The organism is Bacillus sp. BC05(2025) (assembly GCF_056725905.1).
In genome coordinates this window covers 17098-34409 of the sequence record NZ_JBWYRA010000005.1, presented here as the reverse complement: position 1 = coordinate 34409, position 17312 = coordinate 17098, and the positions used below count along the sequence as shown (strand labels likewise).

Genomic DNA, 17312 nt, shown 5'->3' with positions numbered 1-17312 from the left:
ATTGTTTGATTAATATAGAAGTTTGTGTGATTAACTGTATTTTTGAGTTTAGATACATGGAAGTATAGAGAAAGAGGAATAGATATATATATATGCACAAGGATGTAATAAAGCTATTGACTTTTAAAAATTATAGCTTTATTCTTATGTGTGAATAACAATTATTCAAGATTAATATACAAATTGATAGATTTAATTTCTAGCTAAACGGACACACCGAAGGCACATAACCTGCCATTGGTGTGTCTTTTTTTGTATATATAACATTTGAGAGGGAGAATCCAGGCTATGAATGAAATTGTAAACTTGAGTAAAAAGAGATTTACAAAGTATTGTGAGGATAATACAACATTTGAGGAAAGTATTAATCGAATGATTAATCATTACTTTTTGCAGTTAGGTAATAGAACTAATATCTTACAAGCAAGAGAATTTAATAACGAAGTTGAAGAACAAAAATTTAAAAATAATGTAAAACGTTTTGAAACTTTATTCCCAGCAGCAGCTAAGAATGCGTTTTTAAAAGGGTATCAACTTTGCCTAGAGTTTATACATCATCCTGAAACACAAATTCCAGACAATTTATATACGGATCCGAACTTTATAAAAGATATTCCTTTTGCCTTAGCAAATGCATCTGAATTTGAATTATACGAAATCATTCGAACAGATGAAACACAGGAGTTTTGTGTGTTTGCCATACGAACATATGAGGGGATTCGTCCGTTACTAGAACAAGTATTTTGTGAAATTGCATTTGCTGGTGCTGAATGTGCTTTTGAACATGAGCGATTGGAAAAAGGTTTTGAATTAGAGAAAGGTGATATTACCTCGTTAACCAAAGCTCCTGTAAATCGTCTTTTTGCTATTACGCCTTCAATAAATGGACTTGTTGTACACGCAGAAGAACATTGTGAGATTTGGAATCTAAATTGGAATAGTAAAGTTACAATTGATGATCCTTTTATTGAGGTTGCAGAGGTTACATTTATTCATCAAACAAAGGACATGATTCAAAAAAATATTGAAGATGGTGTTTTATACTACAGCATTCTTTATCTTGATACACCTTTACATGAGATACAAGATCGATTAGAAATACGAGTAAAACTAAATTCTGATTTTGGGGCTCCACGTCCAATGGAACAAGTTGAAATAGAGTATATTCTGAATGAGATTATTGGGAGGGTTCATCTTCAGGCACAAATTCCAATTGAAAACATGATTTTAATCCAACGTTAGAGTTTGTAGGAGGTTAACTATGGTGAAAAAAATCGTTTTAGCTATTAGCGATACTGTATATACGGCATATTTACGTCAGGATTTTATTGGTGCGGGATTTGAAGTAGCTGATAGTGATGTGATGCATATCAAGTACCTAGATGAAATTCTAGATATGGAACAGCCCAATATTCTATGCATTAATGACAAACGATTAAATATTGATGCGGGACATGAAGAGAAACGTGAACTGATTATCTTACAGAAACTAAGAGATATTCGCTTTAATCGGGATATTCGTATTGTGGTATTTACAGAGCGTGAAAATGATGATGAGTTTTTGGCGAAACTGATTTATCTAGGTATCTATGACATTTTTAACTCTCGTAAAATTGATATTGATAATAAAGTTATCCCGCAACTGATACAGGAATCAGATATAAAAAATGTAGCAGAAATTGTAGGAGCAAGTCAGGCACCGCAACAAACAAAGTTGCCCGAGGTTCCTGTTGATAAGGAAGAAGAGGAAGTATTAAGTGAATTAGAGGAGGGTGACAACAGTGAACATGTCTCTAAATCCAACAAACTATTTAAAAACAAACAAAAGCGCAAGTCTGTCCCAGAGGAGAAGCCAAAAACAACCATTATAAAAAAACAGTATAAATTGGCTTTTGAGCCAGTATATGAAAAACAAATCGGTATTGCCATTCCAAGAAGAACATTGGTTGTGGCCAGTATGAACAGGAAAAGTGGTGCTACTTTTGTTTCACATCTTTTAGCTGCTTACTTAAATGAACTACAGATTGATGTGAATTATATAGAGAATCTATATGATGATGGCTATACCTATTCGTTACTAAAGGGATATACAGAAGCACCAGAAAACTATCGAAGTGAATTTATGTTGCAGCGATATAAGGAGATGCTGCAGAAGGAATCTGATATATTATCAATTCCAAAATGGAAGCAAGGAAGAATAAATTATATCGTAAAGAATCCTATTGTAGACCAAGAGTTAAAAAATGAAACGGAACAGGACTTTGACCATTTTATTAAGGTTTTATTGGGTAACCAAGAAGCACCCATATCTATTGTTGATGCGGGGTATGATTGGGATAAAGATTTATACCATGAAATATGCGAAATGACAGATTATATCTTCTTTGTAGCGGAACCAGATCTGCATCAATTGCTAAAGATAGCGCACCCTCTTACACAAAAAGAGAGAAAGCTCGTTTCTTACTTAGCTTTAGAGAAAACAAGAATCATTGGGAATAAGTTTTCTCCTGCACTTTTAAAGCATGAAGTAGTAGAAGAATGTTTTGGAGATAAGTTACTAACCGCTCTGCCACTATATAAGATTGAAGATGTGTTTGAATCTCAATTGAATAGCAGTACGTTACTATCTAGTCGGAACTATTATAAAGAGTTAGAAGGCATATTGAAGGAAATAGCTGAGTTACTGTTACCAAATGAATTATTGAAACAAAAGAAAAGCACAATATTAAGTGGATTTCGATTCCGGAGGACTGAAAGTTAAGAGGAGATGAAATAAGGTGCAAAAATTGATTATAGGTGCCGCCTCATTATTATTATTTGTTGGCTGTCTATTCATAATGACAGATATAAGTATTGGAGATATAACACACTCAGATAATAAGTCTGCATTAGCACGAGCGGGAAGTACAGCAATGGACAAAGCTGTAAAAGTTGGTGTTTTACGATCCCAAGAAGAAATTGTTATTGATCCAGAAATTGCAAAGAATGAATTTGAGAAATCTTATAAACAAAATTCAACGTTTAAGGACTCGGCATCAAAACGGAATTTTTCTGTATATTCTGTACAAGAGCGACCTGCAATGATTGCGGTTGAAGGGGAAGCAGAAGCTGCTAGTTATACTAAACAATTTGATGAAAAAAAAGGCAATATTAAGAGTAACGCAAGACACATATATATTTACGAAGCTGATTCTGATAACAAAAAAGCTGGAGGAAACGTGAAATAAATAAGAATAAGTAGGTGTGTAAGCAATGCAAAATACAGTAACAACAGCGCTTTTTCTAACGCTTTCTTTGTTGTTGATAACTCTCATACCAGAAGGTGTACTGTATGGTATGCAGTTAGTAAAGGCACATGATTTTGCTTCTAGTACAGTGGAAATAGCTGAACAAACAGGTGGTTTTCAATACACGTATGAGGGGAAAAACGTAAGTCTAATTCCTGATATAGAGAAAAAAATGAAAGAGCAGAATATGGATGGATGGAAATATGAATATACTAAAGGGCGCGTAGATTATAATCAGCCATTAAATTTTAAGATAAAAGCTGAACATCACTTCTTTATTTTTAAAATGATAGGGATTGATAGTGTGAAAGCACCAATATGGGCTAACAAAGATGGAATAGGACAAATCTATTTCCGTTAAAAATATTAATATGTATAAAAAGAGGTAAAAACTATACTGAAAAGTGTAGTTTTTTTACTAGAAATATATATTTATAAACAAATATATAAAAATACTTTACAAGTCTATTTCTATATGGTGATATTTTCCTTATAGAAAAGTAGTTATAAAAAAAGTTAATCTATAAATTTATATGTTAAATTATCTGGATTTTATATTTAAATTCGGTACAATAAAGGAATCTATGAAAAAAACTAATATATTTGGAGGAACAAACAATGGCAAATAAATTTTTAAAAACAGCAACAGCACTAACAATTATGGGAACATCTTTATTAGGAGCAGGAGCGTTTACAGCGAAAGCCGCTGATAACACAGATTCATTAAATTTCAATGATGTTCCAGCAAATCACTGGTCTACAAAAGCTATCTATGATCTAGCAAACCGTAAAGTAGTAGCAGGATACGGAAATAATATTTTTGGTTTTGGTGACAATGTAACTCGTGGACAAGTCGCTCGCATGATCTATGCATATGTAAAACCAGCAGATGCAGATGCTAGCTTCAAAAATCCATTTAAAGACATTAAAGGACATATGTTTGAAAAAGAAATCTTAGCACTTGCTAAAGCAGGGCTTGTAAATGGTTACGGTGAAGGTAAATTTGGTCCAGATGATGTCTTAACTCGTGAACAAATGGCACAAGTACTTACAAATGCTTTCAAGTTCAAAGCCACTAATACAACATCCTTTACTGACGTTGATAAAAACTCATGGGCATTAAAAGCAATTAGTGCATTAGAAGAAAATGGCGTTACTATCGGTACAGGAGGTAAGCTGTATTCACCATATGCAAATGTAACCCGTGAACAATATAGCCAGTTCTTATATAACTCTATTAATGCAGTTGAAAAAGAAACAAAACCAGAAGTGAAGCCAGAGACAAAACCAGAAACGAAACCAGAAGAAAAACCAGAAGTGAAGCCAGAGACAAAACCAGAAACGAAACCAGAAGAAAAACCAGAAGTGAAGCCAGAGACAAAGCCAGAAACGAAACCAGAGGAAAAACCAGAAGTGAAGCCAGAGACAAAGCCAGAAACGAAACCAGAGGAAAAACCAGAAGTGAAGCCAGAACAGCCTAAAGTTCCTGAAGGATTAGATGTGAATATGGTATCAGACGATTTTGAATATTTTCCTGAATCATTAGAAAATCCTGCTGTAAAAAAACAACTATCATCAGAAGCTCAAAATATTCTAAAAGGTATTAACAATAAATATAATACTAACCTAAAATATGACAATCTATTAGGTGGCGTATATATTTTAGATAAAAATATGTATTTACCAGAAGGTACAATTGGAGCGCAATTTGTTGTATTAGGTAATACAAATGATTTTAAAATTCTATTCCTTGATAACAATGAAGCTACTGTAGAATTAACAAAAAAATGGGTAACTTTCATGAACGGTTTAAATTTAGATAAAGAAATTCAAGAAACAGTTGAAGCACAAACAATTAATACTTATGAAAAAGGTAATTATAAAATTCGTATTGGACAGTCAACAGCTGAACATACAATGTATGTAGAAGTGGAACCTAAATAACGAGTTAGCATTTACAAGTTTCAGTCTATATTGTATAATTGTTTAAAATTAATATAACGATTATTAATGAATTACGTAAAGGACAAACCTTACGTACCTCCTAGGGTACAGGTTTGTCCTTTTTTGTATTTAAGGAGGGAAATTTATGAAGGTACGAAAAAGAGTATTGTTAACTTGCGCATCATTAATGTTGGCGTTGCCATCGGTTGCGAGTGCGGCGAATAATAACATACCATTTTTTAATGGTAGTGAAAATTCGTTGTTAAAATCAGACGAATTACAATTAAAAGGTAAATTGCTTAGACCAGGAAGTAGTTACAAATCAAAAGAGTTCGAATATAAAGCTGATTTACATTTCCCTGCTGTTTACAATGGCTCTTTCAATTGGGGGAATCCATGGGAAAATCTAGTCCAAAATGAAGATACATCGGACCCTTATGTTCGAATTTCAAATGATGGGTACATTAATAGTGCAGTTGTTGTTGGGGATCGAATGGTAACAGAAGTTGAACAAGTTACAAAGACTGTTATTAAAGATAAATACTGGGGTCAGCCAGATTTTGTTTTAACAAATATGGCAAAACATAAAATCATAAAACTAAAAGGATCAAATGATTCTTTAGGAAGTTTCTATTGGATTAGGGACATTGCCTATCTTTCTGGTGGATACGCAGGAGCTGGTGGTGTAAATGGTGTAAATAGGTATAACTTGTGGTATGTACGCACAAGTAAACCTCAAATAAAAGATTTTAAAGCTACGAGTGGGAAAAAAGATATACCAGTAAAATTTACATTTAACGGTTTTGAATATGTAAGTAAAAATAAAGGATACAATGACCGAGATTCTAATGGAACAACGGTAAACCCTTATCAAAAAGCTGCTGGAGAACGGAACCGAGTTAAATGGATGTTAGATATTACAAAAGATGGCGAAACCGTGTATCATCAAGAAAATTACCTGCGTTCAACTCCGCAAAATGATAATCAAAAACCAAATGAAGGTGATGCTGGACGGTTTTCAAAAGAAGATTTAAGCTGGCAACCACAATTGTGTGGACGATATACTGCGAAAATTAAAGTAACAGATGCTGTTCAAAGGGATTCAAATGAAAAGACTGTTAACTTTAATGTTGATGGCAACTGCGGTACAGAGGTAACACCTAACCCAGATCCAGGTGATGAAGATGATTTTAAATATAAAATTGATTTCTCTGCTGACCGAATTGAAGGAGAAACAGCAAGAGAAGGAAAGAATATAAAAACAAAAATAGATGTATCACGTGATAATTTTAAACCGGAACGTGACCAATATAGAGCAAAGGTAAATAACAATATTAATAAGTCCCAGCAAGAAGTAAATAGTTCTGAATCCGATAGAGATGGTGCGCAGTCTAGTCTAAGTTATTGCCGTCGTAATCCAATTCATGAGGTAGATGCAGAAGGGAACCATCACTATTACGATAGAGACTGCTCTTGGGAAGAAAATAGACTGGATAGTGCAGCAAGTAGGTTAGATACAGCTAGACAGAAGTTAGAAAAAGAGAAAAATAAAATTAAAAAGTTAGATGCGCTAGAAACGAAATATGAAAATCCTGAAACGGTAGTCGTGCTCAAGCATAACGGACAACAAGTAGCATCACAAAAGGTAAGGTTAACTGAGGGAGAAAAGAAAACCTTGAACCTTGGCTGGCAACATAAGGGGAAAGGAACAATTTTGGCGGAAATTAACCCTGCTGGTAATCGTTTAGATATAGAAGAAACCACATACAAAAATAACCCTATTAAAACAGCTATCTATGCACCATCTCATGAAAAAGGAATGTGTGGAGTAACTAGTGTAAAAGGTGTGGTAGAAACAGTAAGTGAACGTGTATCTAAAGGTGATACAGTTGGAGAAATGTTCTATGAGACATTAAGTGGAAATATTGATAATTTAGCACCATCTAAGCTTCATGCTGGGTATGGTTTTTCTTATGAAATAAACGGAAAATACAAAAATGATTGGAATGCTAATTATCCAGGTGTATTTACAAAAGCAATGGCACAATATCCTTTTGCTGATGAAGGATTAAAACCTACACAAGAATTAGACATTGTTTCTAATACCGGTTTAACATCAAAACTCTTACCTGAAAATATGTATTTGTCTGAAATAACGGGACATGTCTTTGATAGTAAAAAACCAACTAAGTCTTTATATTGGGATGGACAAGAGAAAATTATTGATGGTGGACAAAAATGGTATGCACCATTAAAGACGAAAGATGGAAAGTATTCTTTCAATGTTGAGACAAATCCAGCAGGTGTGAATGAAATGAGCTTGTGCCTGACAAATGACGTGGAAATTAAAGGTGTCGCGTATGATGACTTTAAGAAGAGAAGGGTACTTGCAGACCTTCCATTCCCTGTACAAACACCTGGATGGAACTGGGTTGGAAAAGAACACATAATTACAGACTTATCAAACTGGTACTACATGAAGAATAAAAATTAGTTAAATAGTATTATATAATTAGTGAAATTGATAAAGTATATAATCCTTCTTAAACTAGTAGCTAAATGGATAAACCAAAGGCATATCCCTTAATGGGGTGTGCCTTTTTTTACGTAGAAAGGGGAATTTTCGAATGGATAAAAAGAAAAAACAACGTATGAAACGAACTATTTTAATTGGAGTTATCGCAATGATTATCTCGCTATATATTGGAAGTGAATTTCAGGATCGGAATGGAAAAAGCTATGCTCCTGCAAAGTATTTTGAAACAGGAACGAAATTGATTTCGTATTAAAGATACTTTGTGTTATTTCACCAACTATAGTGGATGAATACACATGACATGTACGATAGTTGGTGTTATAATATGTGTAGAAGTATTATAAAGATAGTTTTCGCATAAACTAAAGAAGACGAGATGCTCCAACATCTCGCCTTATGTAACTGTTACCGCAAGGTGGCTAGTTGCTAAAAAAAGTTTATTTTTTCTTAGAACCGCCCTTCACACGCTTGCAGGCATTGTGGGTGGTTCTTTTCGTTTTTCGTCGCTTTTTTTGTGTTTTCTTCCAAGGCGTTGATAGGTATTTACCTACCCGTTTCGCAAAAAATACAGCGACATCTCTAGCAATTACTTTCAAAACTTCAATTGCTATCGTGAAAAGTATATCCATTTGATTACACCTCCTTTCTCCATAAAATGAAAGAGAAAGGATAGCAACCGACCACCCTGAAATATTCAGTTACGTTATATTAATTATACCATATTTACAGGTGGGTTAATAGCTTGAAAACCTTGATATGACAATGTTTTTAAGGGTTTTTGAGTTTTAAAATCAGAGCTTTGAAATGGTAAAATAAATATTTTTTTAGAAATGATTGACATAAAACTCTGTATATCTTAATATTGAAATTGTAATATTAAAGAAACTAAATCCAACATTTTCATATAGACTTTAGATTAGCTAAAAGGACACACCTAAGGCGCATTATGCCATAGGTGTGTCCTTTTTTTGCGTTTAAAGGCTACATAAGGAGGAATACAAACATTGAAGCCATCTAAGTTTCAAAAGAAGCAGATTGTTGCGGTAGGTCTAGCCGCTGCAACAGTAGCGGGTATCTATGGATACAATCATTTCGCAGTAGAAAATGCAGTGAAACCAACAAAAATCGTTGTAGCCGCAAAGGATATACCTGCACATACAGAGATTAAAGAAGACATGCTAGTGGAACGAACATTACCTGGTGATGCTATTCCACCAAATGCATTACGTGTAAATAAAAAAGAGGTTGTAGGTAAGTGGACAAATGATGGGCAGCCCATTACAGAAAATAGCTATCTCTTTAAAAACAAAGTAGTAAAGAAAGAAGAATTACCGGACTCTGCTATTTTAAATTTGAAAGATGGAGAAGTTGCTTTCCCGTTACTCGTTGATTTGGAAACAAGTTCAGGGAATAGTATTATCCCAAATACGTATGTGGACTTGTATTTCAAACAAGTTGTGAAAGAAGGAGACAATGAGAAGGTTGTCTTTGGTGGTCTGTTCCAACGTGTACGTGTGACGGCTGCAAAAGATAGCAATACAGAAGATGTATTTGTGCTAGAAAAGAAAGAATCAAAAGAGGAACAAGAAGGAAAACAGAAGCCAAAGGTAACGCGATTATATACACTAGCTGTCTCACCTGAACAACTTCAATACTTAAATCGTGCAAAAACACTTGGAGATGTCATTCCTGTTGCAGTTGGCCAAAAGGTAGAACAAACAGGGAAAGAATTAGAACCAGCTGAAGGATTCTCACAAATATCTGATCAAAAGAACATTTTAGACTATGTAGAGAAGCATTCCACTAATCCAATTTCTAAAAATGTGAAAGAGTATATAGCACAGTATCTGAACGAATCCAAGTAAGAAAGGGGTTATTAAGATGGAGCGGCAAGTAAGAATCATTGCCTTTTATGCGACAAACGAAAATGTAGGAAAAAGCACATTAAGTATTGCGATGGCGAATGAATTAGCTCATCTAGGGAAAAAGGTGCTTTATGTAGAAGCGGACCAAGTAAGACCAAGTTTTGCAGTTGGAACTGGTCTTAGCCATGATAGTAAAAACATATTAGAGCTTGTACGAAAAGAAAATGAATACAATCTCTCTCAGTATATTTGTACTAAGCAAGATTTATTAGAGAAAAAAGTGAATCCAAGGTTGATGCAAAAATTGCACGATAAAATGGATTTTCTGGTGTTTCCATCAGGCTATAGCTTAGCTCAATTCCCAGAGATTCAAAACAAAGAATTGTTTGTAACGACATTTATAGAATCACTTGTAGATACAGAATACGATTATATCGTTATATCAGTACCAACTGAATTATCCGAGGTACTGAGTTATCCAATCCTATATCAATCAGATTTTGTTGTTAATGTGTTAAATGGAAATCCTCGTGGTGCGTTAGCCATTAAACGAGAATTACAGTTGATAGAAGAAGCAAAGCTAACATTACCTCAAATGATTCATGTACTAAATATGGCAGATGAGGATTATGTAGAAGATATTGAAAAACTTTCTTCTCAAAAAATTACAGTAACAATTCCATATGACAGAGATCGTACAAGTTACGAATGGGGTATGCAATTTGGTTCCCCACAAATTAATACAAAGGTCCATCACATTATGGAAGCAGCTGGTCTTGATATTCCATCCCAGCATACATCCTCTATGAAAAAGGGTCTCTTTGGTTTACGAAATTAAAAGGGAGGCAAGTAGTATGTGGGGCTATTTACAGGAAAAACAAGTCGCCTTAAGGCGAAATCGAGTTGATTTATATCACTTTGGTTATATGATTCGTTCCAAATCAGCTCGAAAGTTAGGAACAACTACAGCTCAACAAATTAAAGATATAACTGATGAAATTCGTGCATTTTTAGTAAAAGACCATCGTGATATTTTAAGCGAATCCTTTATGAATAAAGAGAAGAGAGCAGCTGTAGAACAAATTATAAAAAGCTTTCTATTAAGCAATCAAGTCGTCATTTCAGATGTACCTTCTGAACAGTTACTGAATATGGTGTGTGACGATATTGTGGGATTTGGGATTATAGAACCTTTAAAAGAAGATAAGGATGTAACCGATATTTATATCAATGGCACAAAAGAAATTATTTACGAAAAAATTGGAGAGGGAGAATGTACCTTCCCTTATCGATTTGAGACGGAAGAAGAAGTGAAAGCTTTAGCCTATAAGATGGTAAACAGTACATCAGAGTCATTAAATACGGCAAAGCCATATGTGGATTGCGTGTTTCCATATATCCGTATCAATATTGCGCTAGATGAACTTGGGGGACTCGGAACAACTATAACGATTCGTAAGAATGCGGATCATCTCCGTGCTTCTGAAGAGCGTATGCTATCTACTAATCAAGCGTCAAAAGTGATGTTGGACTTTTTGGCTGCAGCCGTGAAAGCTAAAATGAATATTTTAGTTGCTGGAGCTACAGGTACTGGAAAATCAGAGTTTATGAAATATCTTGCCTCTCACATTCCGAAGGGAAAGAAAAAAGAACGTACTCTTGTAGTAGAAGATAACCCTGAATTATATTTGCATCGCATTTTTCCAGAACATCATTTTGTTCCGATGCAGTGTAGGGCATCGGAAGTAGAAGAAAATGCAATCGACTTTGATAGATTGTTAACAAATGCTTTACGTCAAGGACCAAAGCGATTAATTGTAGGGGAATCGAGGGGGAAAGAAGCTTTAAAAATGATTAACTTCTTCCAAACAGGACATCCTGGTTTCACCTCTATCCATGCAAGAAGTGCAAAAGAAGCAGTTGGACGTTTAATGCTTATGTGCCTGCAAAGTAGTGCGAATATCGATGCCCAGTATTTATATGAATTAATTTCACAGACATTTGATGTAATTGTCTTTTTGGAAAAGAAAGATGATGGAAATCGTTATATTACAGAGATGATTGAGTTATTGGATTATCAAGATGATATACAATTTAATCAACTTTCTCAGTTTATTCCGACATACGAGGAACATGATGAAATGAATGCAAGAGTAGGAAAGATTCATGGCAAGCATAAAATTACAGCAAAAATGTCAGATGAAATGGAGAAGAAATTCCGTTCATCTTCTGTAAACCCAGCTCTTTATGCACCATTCCTTTCACAACAGGAGGTGCAGTATGCATAGTTTGTTCGCCTATGGATCTATATTATTAATCTTTATTAGTGTAGTATTACTTGTTTTATTTTTTGCGAAATCTAAAGGTTCTGCCCTTTCGCAATTTGTACAAGAAAATGAGAAAGAAGAAAGGCGCTTGGAATTAAGAAATATTAAAGGTATACGAATGTATCTGCCACAATCCGTTATCCAAGAAGCCCAAAAGTACGAGTGGAAATTGACGAAAAGCATGTACTGGGTATATACGATTCTTTCAGGAATGAGTATAGCAGCAATATTATACTTCTCCTTTGGAAGAGATCCTTTTACACTGATTTCCGTTTTATGTGGATTTTTAGTTCCGAGATTTCTTCTCTATCGAAGAAAAAAATGTTACTACTTGGTTGTCATTGACCGTCTTTCTATTTATATGAAGGCAGTAGCAAATGCACTTCAAATTAGTAATAACGCTAAACGTGTGCTAGTACAAGTCAAGCCAATGATGCATGAAAGCATTCAAGAAGAAATAGAAAAAGTTTCTCTTCTATTAGAAGGTGGAACCACGATGCACCGTGCGTTTAGAGGATTTAATGAAACGTTTAACTTTAGAGAGTTGGTATTTTTCCATGAAATGTTGGAAGTGTGTAGCCGAGAAGGTGGAGCAAATTCGGTGCAAGTCTTACTAGATATTGCAGAAGATTTCGAAAAACAAAAGCTATACCTGGCAAGATTGCGTTCTAGTTTGTCGCAAGCACAACGTGCTTTTGCACAGAACTGCTTAATCGTCATCGCTATGCCAATTATTATTATGTTGATGTCAAAAGAAGCATATGGATTTTTAGCAGGTTCTATGATGGGGAAGATCGCGTTAGCGATAAATATGCTGATCGTATTTTTCCTAGCAACCCGCGTAGAAAAGATTGCAAATTATAACCCGACAGAAAGAGGGGAATAAGGTGGCTACGATTTTAGCTGTAGTGGTATTCGTTGTCATGTATTGGGTATTCTCTACCTTTCTACAAAGTAAAAAAGATAGTGGTAGCCTACTTACAAACTATGTAGAAAATGCAAAACGAATTGAAAAAAAGAATCTAAATCAAATGATGCTCGCTCCCTTTCAGTCGTTATCACAAAAGTATCTGATAGAAGAAAAGAAAGAGCAGATTCAGAAAAAATTAGAAGAAGCTGGTTTGGATACGAAACCAGAAGAATATTTGAAAATGAAAGTTGCGTATCCCATCATTTTCACCTCTGTTTTCTTGATATGTACGGTGTTTCATGATTACTACCTATTTAAAGTGGGAGTTTTGATTTCACCACTGCTTTATTTCTATCCTGATTATTTATTAAAGAAAAGAATCAAGCAGGCGATAGAAGCAAGGAAATTTGAATTACCAGAGTATCTAATTCCGATGCTGCAGTTGTTAAAAACACATACAACGTTAGAAGCAGTAAAAAAGGCGCAGATATATGCAGGGAGACATCTTCGACCATATGTATCTACACTTACAGCGGAATTAGAAATGTATGCGGGTTCGGATCAACCATTTCGTAACTTTGCAGCAGCTTTAAATAGTCCAGAAGTAAATACTTTTACCATTGCGCTACAACAAGCACAAAAAACGGACAAGGTACAAAGTCTTCGTATTATGGACGCACAGATTAAAATGATGCGTGAGCTAAAACATGAGAACTATAACCGTCTCATTCAAAATAAGCCAATGGAAATGAATAAATTTAATGTTGCTGTAATTGGATGTATTGTAATTTATCCAATGGTTATTGTTATTCAATCCTTAATGCAAGGATTTGCAAGTATATAAGAAGTTAGTATCCCAAATTGAATAAGAAGAGGAGCAATACAGATGTTAACAAAAATGAAGAATTGGTTGAAAAATGAGGACTCACAATTATCATCAGAAAACGGTATGTTAATCGCCTTGGCGGTAATTATCGTATTAGTAATTGGCCCGTTTGTATGGAAAGCAATTCAAGGTGGTTATGATACAATCCTGGCACGATTTACAAAAGCATCAAGCAATGCCGATGTAAATTCTTGGAACAAGAAATAGTAGTTTTAGATCAATGATGTTTATTACGTATAGCTCAAATAAATGGATAAGGGAGATTCAATCATGTTAGGGAAAATGAAGAATTGGTTAAAAAACGAAGATTCACAGTTATCATCAGAAAACGGTATGTTGATTGCCTTGGCGGTAATTATCGTATTAGTAATTGGTCCGTTTGTATGGAAAGCAATTCAAGGTGGTTATGATACGATCTTGGCACGATTCACAAAAGCATCAAGTAATGCAGACGTGAATTCTTGGAATAAGTAATAAAAGATTTAAATAGATAAGTTCTTGTTTTAGTAGATTCTTAAAATTTATACATAAAGGGGAAGAAATACAATGTTAGCAAAAATGAAGAATTGGTTAAAAAATGAAGACTCACAATTATCATCAGAAAACGGTATGTTAATCACCTTGGCGGTAATTATCGTATTAGTAATTGGCCCGTTCGTTTGGAAAGCAATCCAAGGTGGTTATGATACAATTCTAGGTCGATTCACAAAAGCATCAAGCAATGCCGATGTAGATTCTTGGAACAAAAAATAAATGTAAAAATCAAGGGGGCTACTCTAGAAGTGGTTCCCTTTTTTAGATAACAATTGTATATGGATTCAGAAAAGGAGAGAAGAGAATGTCTTTGTATGTTATAGGGTTATTACTAAGTTACATGTTCCTAAATGTATTCACTGATTTGAAATATAGAAAAACGAAAAATATATGGCATTTGCTATTCTTAATTGTAGGTATAGGAATCACGTATTTTGCTGGAATAAGAACAGGGAAAGAGATTTTTATTGTACTAGCCATGGCCTTAGCATGTGGTTTGTTGTTAGAGGCATTTAAATTTTCTTCACCCGGTGATACAAAAATGCTTGTGGTGGTAGCTGTATATGTTAGTAATATAGTAGAAGAATCAGCTATCCTTACTGCTATTACATTAACAGCTTTCCATTTGCTATTCTTTTGGATTGCAAGTGTGTATCGATTAATTAAAATTTTAGGGTTTGTAGGGGCATTTAAAGACCAATTGGAGCATGCTGCTTCTATATTTGGAGCAAAACTACCAAAAAAAGAAATACAGCTGATACAGAGCTTTCCAGGGGCCTGTTCTATTTTATTAGGAGCAATTGTGTATATTGCTTTCACTATGTATCAAAACGGAGGTATGTTAGTTTGAACAGTAGAATCATTCATCAAAGAGAAACGTATATTTATTTCACGATATTCGCACTAGTAGGGGTACTTATTACAAATATGTTTATTAATATGGTGTTTATACTAGCGTATCCGTTACTTATTGGGCTAATTGTACAGGTTGTCCTGCTTCAGAAGATAAAAAAACCGTTTTATCAGAGCGGAAAAGAATTAACGGAACAGTTAAAACTAAAAAATATATTCTTAGTAGAATCAAATATTTTAGGAGATGAAGAAGGAACTGTCTATGAGGTGCATCAAGTGCCTTTTACATTCTCGAATGGGCTAATTAATAAAGGGAAGAGTTATAAGGTAGTAAAACAAGATTATGAAAGAAAAGTAAAAGAAGATTTAACAAAAATTGCAAAATGGCAAGTTACAACAAAAGCTAGACTTGTTACGACAACCCATTTTCGTTTATATACAATTTGGCAGAAAAATAGTACAGGCTATCAATTAAAAAAAATAGAGGATTGTGTTGACCCATATGCCAAGATGAATCTCATTCAATGGATTGTCGCTTCATTCTGTACGACTGGTCGCATTAAGTACGATAAGAAACCAAAAGAGTGGGCAAGTTATGAATGGATTGCGTTAAGGTAAATAAAAAGATAGGGGAAAAAACCAAGTAGTTCAGTTACTGTAGGGAAACTTATTAGTATGCTGTTTGTATTTAGTCTATCTATTATTGATTTAAGGGGATTAATTATGCCGGATTTTTTGCTACAGAAGATAAAAAATCCATTTTATGAATTTAATAATATCGTGTTTATTGGCGATATTCTGCCTAAATAATGTAGGATGTTGTGCACTAAGCGATAAGTCTAAAATTTAACATCTATGCAGTTTAAACGTATTAAAAAAGCTTGTTACAAACCTATGTAATAGTTTAAAGAAATCTGAAATGGTTAGTGCTACAGGTCATAAATGACAATTAATTTGGCTGATAGCAGATGATGCAGATAAAGAGAAAAAATACAATGGAATTACATCTGAATTTGAATAATTAAAAGAAAAAATGGTCTAGATTTAGACCATTTTTTTGTAGATGATTTTCATGGGAACGATATCAAAAATTGCCTTCTTCCGACTAGGAATACTTTAATTTTAATAATATGTATTGGACTCCCATCCAAATATTATTTTTTCAATGTTATATTTTGTTATGTGTTTTAATTGCGGCTAACACCCAATTTTGATTCAATTTCATTTAAGCTAGCTAGAGCATTATTTAGTTTTTGATCGGAAAGCTTGATTGATTTTTGAGCTTCTTCCATTTTTCCATTCAACGGAGCTACTCTTTTTACTCCTTGAGTCACTTTTAAATTCTGTATTTTTCTTGGAAAGTGCATCATATCGATTTATAACTGACTCTATTTTTTCTTTTAAAGCGTTCTTGTCAAGAGATTCATGGTCCTTGCTTCCTTCTCCCCAAATAGCTTTCCAGTCCTGATTCCAAATCTCATCATAGTCCTTTAACATTTCATCAATAGTAGGCTTAATTTCGTTTTTGTATGTAACCTTATCCGCATTTTCAGCTGGTTCAGTTGTTTCTTGACTCGGCTGTGTAGTTTTTTGAAGTGACCTAGTTTGCTCTTTTTCATAGAAGTCTACTTTAGATTTCAACTCTTTGATTTGTGTTTTTAATTCTTGCTGTTCTTTAAAGTGTTTATCGATAATTTCATCCATATCTTTTTGTGAATACTTAGGTTTCATATCTTCTGATTTGGAATCTTTAAAAATAGATACAGCAGCAATGACAACAACTATTACTGCGATGACGACTAATACATTAAATTATAAAAATAATTTGTTATACTTCCATGCACCCTAGCTGATGTCATGTATAAGGCAATTATTGGTTAATTAATAGCGCACATATATTAGGGAGGTACATAAGTTATGGAGCTAATAATTTCTTCATTTGTATTAGTGGTAATATTCTTTATTCTTTCGATATCTTTAGGTGGTAAAGGTCAGCGAATAGCAAAAGAAGTTTTAAAAGAGCTTATTAATGGTCCTGAGGAAAAAATGTTGGTAGGTTTTTTTGGAACTGGAGCAGTTATGGGAGTAATTTTTGTCAATTGGCTTTTATTGAACTAAGCATTTCAGTTACTCAGGCTGATACAAGGTGCAAGAAAATTACTGGATAATTA

Annotated in this window: 19 protein-coding genes and 1 pseudogene; 18 read left to right on the top strand and 2 right to left on the bottom strand. The window is 34.1% G+C overall.

Annotation, left to right across the window (positions count from 1 at the left end):
- The first annotated feature begins 288 nt into the window (after positions 1 to 288).
- The 7 genes from ACZ76X_RS17695 (at position 289) to ACZ76X_RS17665 (ending at position 8020) form a co-directional block, all read left to right on the top strand.
- Positions 289 to 1242: a hypothetical protein gene (locus tag ACZ76X_RS17695; RefSeq protein ID WP_479851214.1), complete on the top strand. Its 954-nt coding sequence runs from the start codon at positions 289 to 291 to the stop codon at positions 1240 to 1242.
- A gap of 19 nt (positions 1243 to 1261) precedes the next feature.
- Positions 1262 to 2761 carry a hypothetical protein gene (locus ACZ76X_RS17690; RefSeq protein ID WP_479851213.1) on the top strand — a complete coding sequence of 500 codons (1500 nt, stop codon included), beginning with the start codon at positions 1262 to 1264 and terminating at the stop codon, positions 2759 to 2761.
- Between the two features lie 16 nt (positions 2762 to 2777).
- Positions 2778 to 3227: a hypothetical protein gene (locus ACZ76X_RS17685; RefSeq protein ID WP_479851212.1), complete on the top strand. Its 450-nt coding sequence runs from the start codon at positions 2778 to 2780 to the stop codon at positions 3225 to 3227.
- Positions 3228 to 3252: 25 nt separating this feature from the next.
- Complete coding sequence (locus ACZ76X_RS17680) at positions 3253 to 3648, top strand: DUF4320 family protein (RefSeq protein ID WP_479851211.1); 396 nt, start codon at positions 3253 to 3255, stop codon at positions 3646 to 3648.
- Positions 3649 to 3905: 257 nt separating this feature from the next.
- Positions 3906 to 5231 carry an S-layer homology domain-containing protein gene (locus tag ACZ76X_RS17675; protein WP_479851210.1) on the top strand — a complete coding sequence of 442 codons (1326 nt, stop codon included), beginning with the start codon at positions 3906 to 3908 and terminating at the stop codon, positions 5229 to 5231.
- A 145-nt stretch (positions 5232 to 5376) separates the two neighbouring features.
- On the top strand, positions 5377 to 7725 hold the full coding sequence (locus ACZ76X_RS17670; RefSeq protein ID WP_479851209.1) for a hypothetical protein: 2349 nt from the start codon (positions 5377 to 5379) through the stop codon (positions 7723 to 7725).
- Between the two features lie 133 nt (positions 7726 to 7858).
- Entirely contained in the window at positions 7859 to 8020 is a 162-nt protein-coding gene (locus ACZ76X_RS17665; protein WP_479851208.1) for a hypothetical protein, read from the top strand.
- A gap of 184 nt (positions 8021 to 8204) precedes the next feature.
- On the opposite strand, the gene ACZ76X_RS17660 is transcribed toward ACZ76X_RS17665, so the two are convergent.
- Positions 8205 to 8396 (bottom strand): hypothetical protein, encoded by a 192-nt coding sequence (locus ACZ76X_RS17660; protein ID WP_479851207.1) that lies wholly within the window; start codon positions 8394 to 8396, stop codon positions 8205 to 8207.
- A gap of 375 nt (positions 8397 to 8771) precedes the next feature.
- Between ACZ76X_RS17660 and cpaB the strand changes: the two genes are divergently transcribed.
- From cpaB to ACZ76X_RS17610, 10 genes are all read left to right on the top strand, one after another.
- Positions 8772 to 9632: a Flp pilus assembly protein CpaB gene (gene cpaB / locus ACZ76X_RS17655; protein WP_479851206.1), complete on the top strand. Its 861-nt coding sequence runs from the start codon at positions 8772 to 8774 to the stop codon at positions 9630 to 9632.
- Between the two features lie 16 nt (positions 9633 to 9648).
- Positions 9649 to 10470: a CpaE/TadZ family protein gene (locus ACZ76X_RS17650; RefSeq protein ID WP_479851205.1), complete on the top strand. Its 822-nt coding sequence runs from the start codon at positions 9649 to 9651 to the stop codon at positions 10468 to 10470.
- A gap of 16 nt (positions 10471 to 10486) precedes the next feature.
- Complete coding sequence (locus ACZ76X_RS17645) at positions 10487 to 11920, top strand: TadA family conjugal transfer-associated ATPase (RefSeq protein WP_479851204.1); 1434 nt, start codon at positions 10487 to 10489, stop codon at positions 11918 to 11920.
- A complete protein-coding gene (locus ACZ76X_RS17640; protein WP_479851203.1) occupies positions 11913 to 12845 on the top strand; it encodes a type II secretion system F family protein in 933 nt (310 codons plus the stop codon). Before ACZ76X_RS17645 ends, ACZ76X_RS17640 begins: the two co-directional genes overlap by 8 nt.
- 1 nt (position 12846) lies before the next feature.
- Complete coding sequence (locus ACZ76X_RS17635; protein ID WP_479851202.1) at positions 12847 to 13713, top strand: hypothetical protein; 867 nt, start codon at positions 12847 to 12849, stop codon at positions 13711 to 13713.
- 42 nt (positions 13714 to 13755) lie between these two features.
- A complete protein-coding gene (locus tag ACZ76X_RS17630; protein WP_325803019.1) occupies positions 13756 to 13962 on the top strand; it encodes a hypothetical protein in 207 nt (68 codons plus the stop codon).
- A 63-nt stretch (positions 13963 to 14025) separates the two neighbouring features.
- Entirely contained in the window at positions 14026 to 14229 is a 204-nt protein-coding gene (locus ACZ76X_RS17625) for a hypothetical protein (protein ID WP_000900859.1), read from the top strand.
- A 72-nt stretch (positions 14230 to 14301) separates the two neighbouring features.
- Positions 14302 to 14508 carry a hypothetical protein gene (locus ACZ76X_RS17620; protein ID WP_479851201.1) on the top strand — a complete coding sequence of 69 codons (207 nt, stop codon included), beginning with the start codon at positions 14302 to 14304 and terminating at the stop codon, positions 14506 to 14508.
- Positions 14509 to 14593: 85 nt separating this feature from the next.
- A complete protein-coding gene (locus tag ACZ76X_RS17615) occupies positions 14594 to 15139 on the top strand; it encodes a hypothetical protein (protein WP_479851200.1) in 546 nt (181 codons plus the stop codon).
- Positions 15136 to 15759, top strand: coding sequence for a hypothetical protein (locus tag ACZ76X_RS17610; protein WP_479851199.1), 624 nt, complete (start codon positions 15136 to 15138; stop codon positions 15757 to 15759). The genes ACZ76X_RS17615 and ACZ76X_RS17610 overlap by 4 nt, the downstream gene beginning before the upstream one ends.
- Positions 15760 to 16328: 569 nt before the next feature.
- Here the strand turns inward: ACZ76X_RS17610 and ACZ76X_RS17605 are convergent.
- A pseudogene (locus tag ACZ76X_RS17605) lies at positions 16329 to 16872 on the bottom strand (ribonuclease).
- Between the two features lie 186 nt (positions 16873 to 17058).
- On the opposite strand from ACZ76X_RS17605, the gene ACZ76X_RS17600 reads away from it, so the two are divergent.
- A complete protein-coding gene (locus ACZ76X_RS17600; RefSeq protein WP_479851198.1) occupies positions 17059 to 17259 on the top strand; it encodes a hypothetical protein in 201 nt (66 codons plus the stop codon).
- Positions 17260 to 17312: the final 53 nt, after the last annotated feature.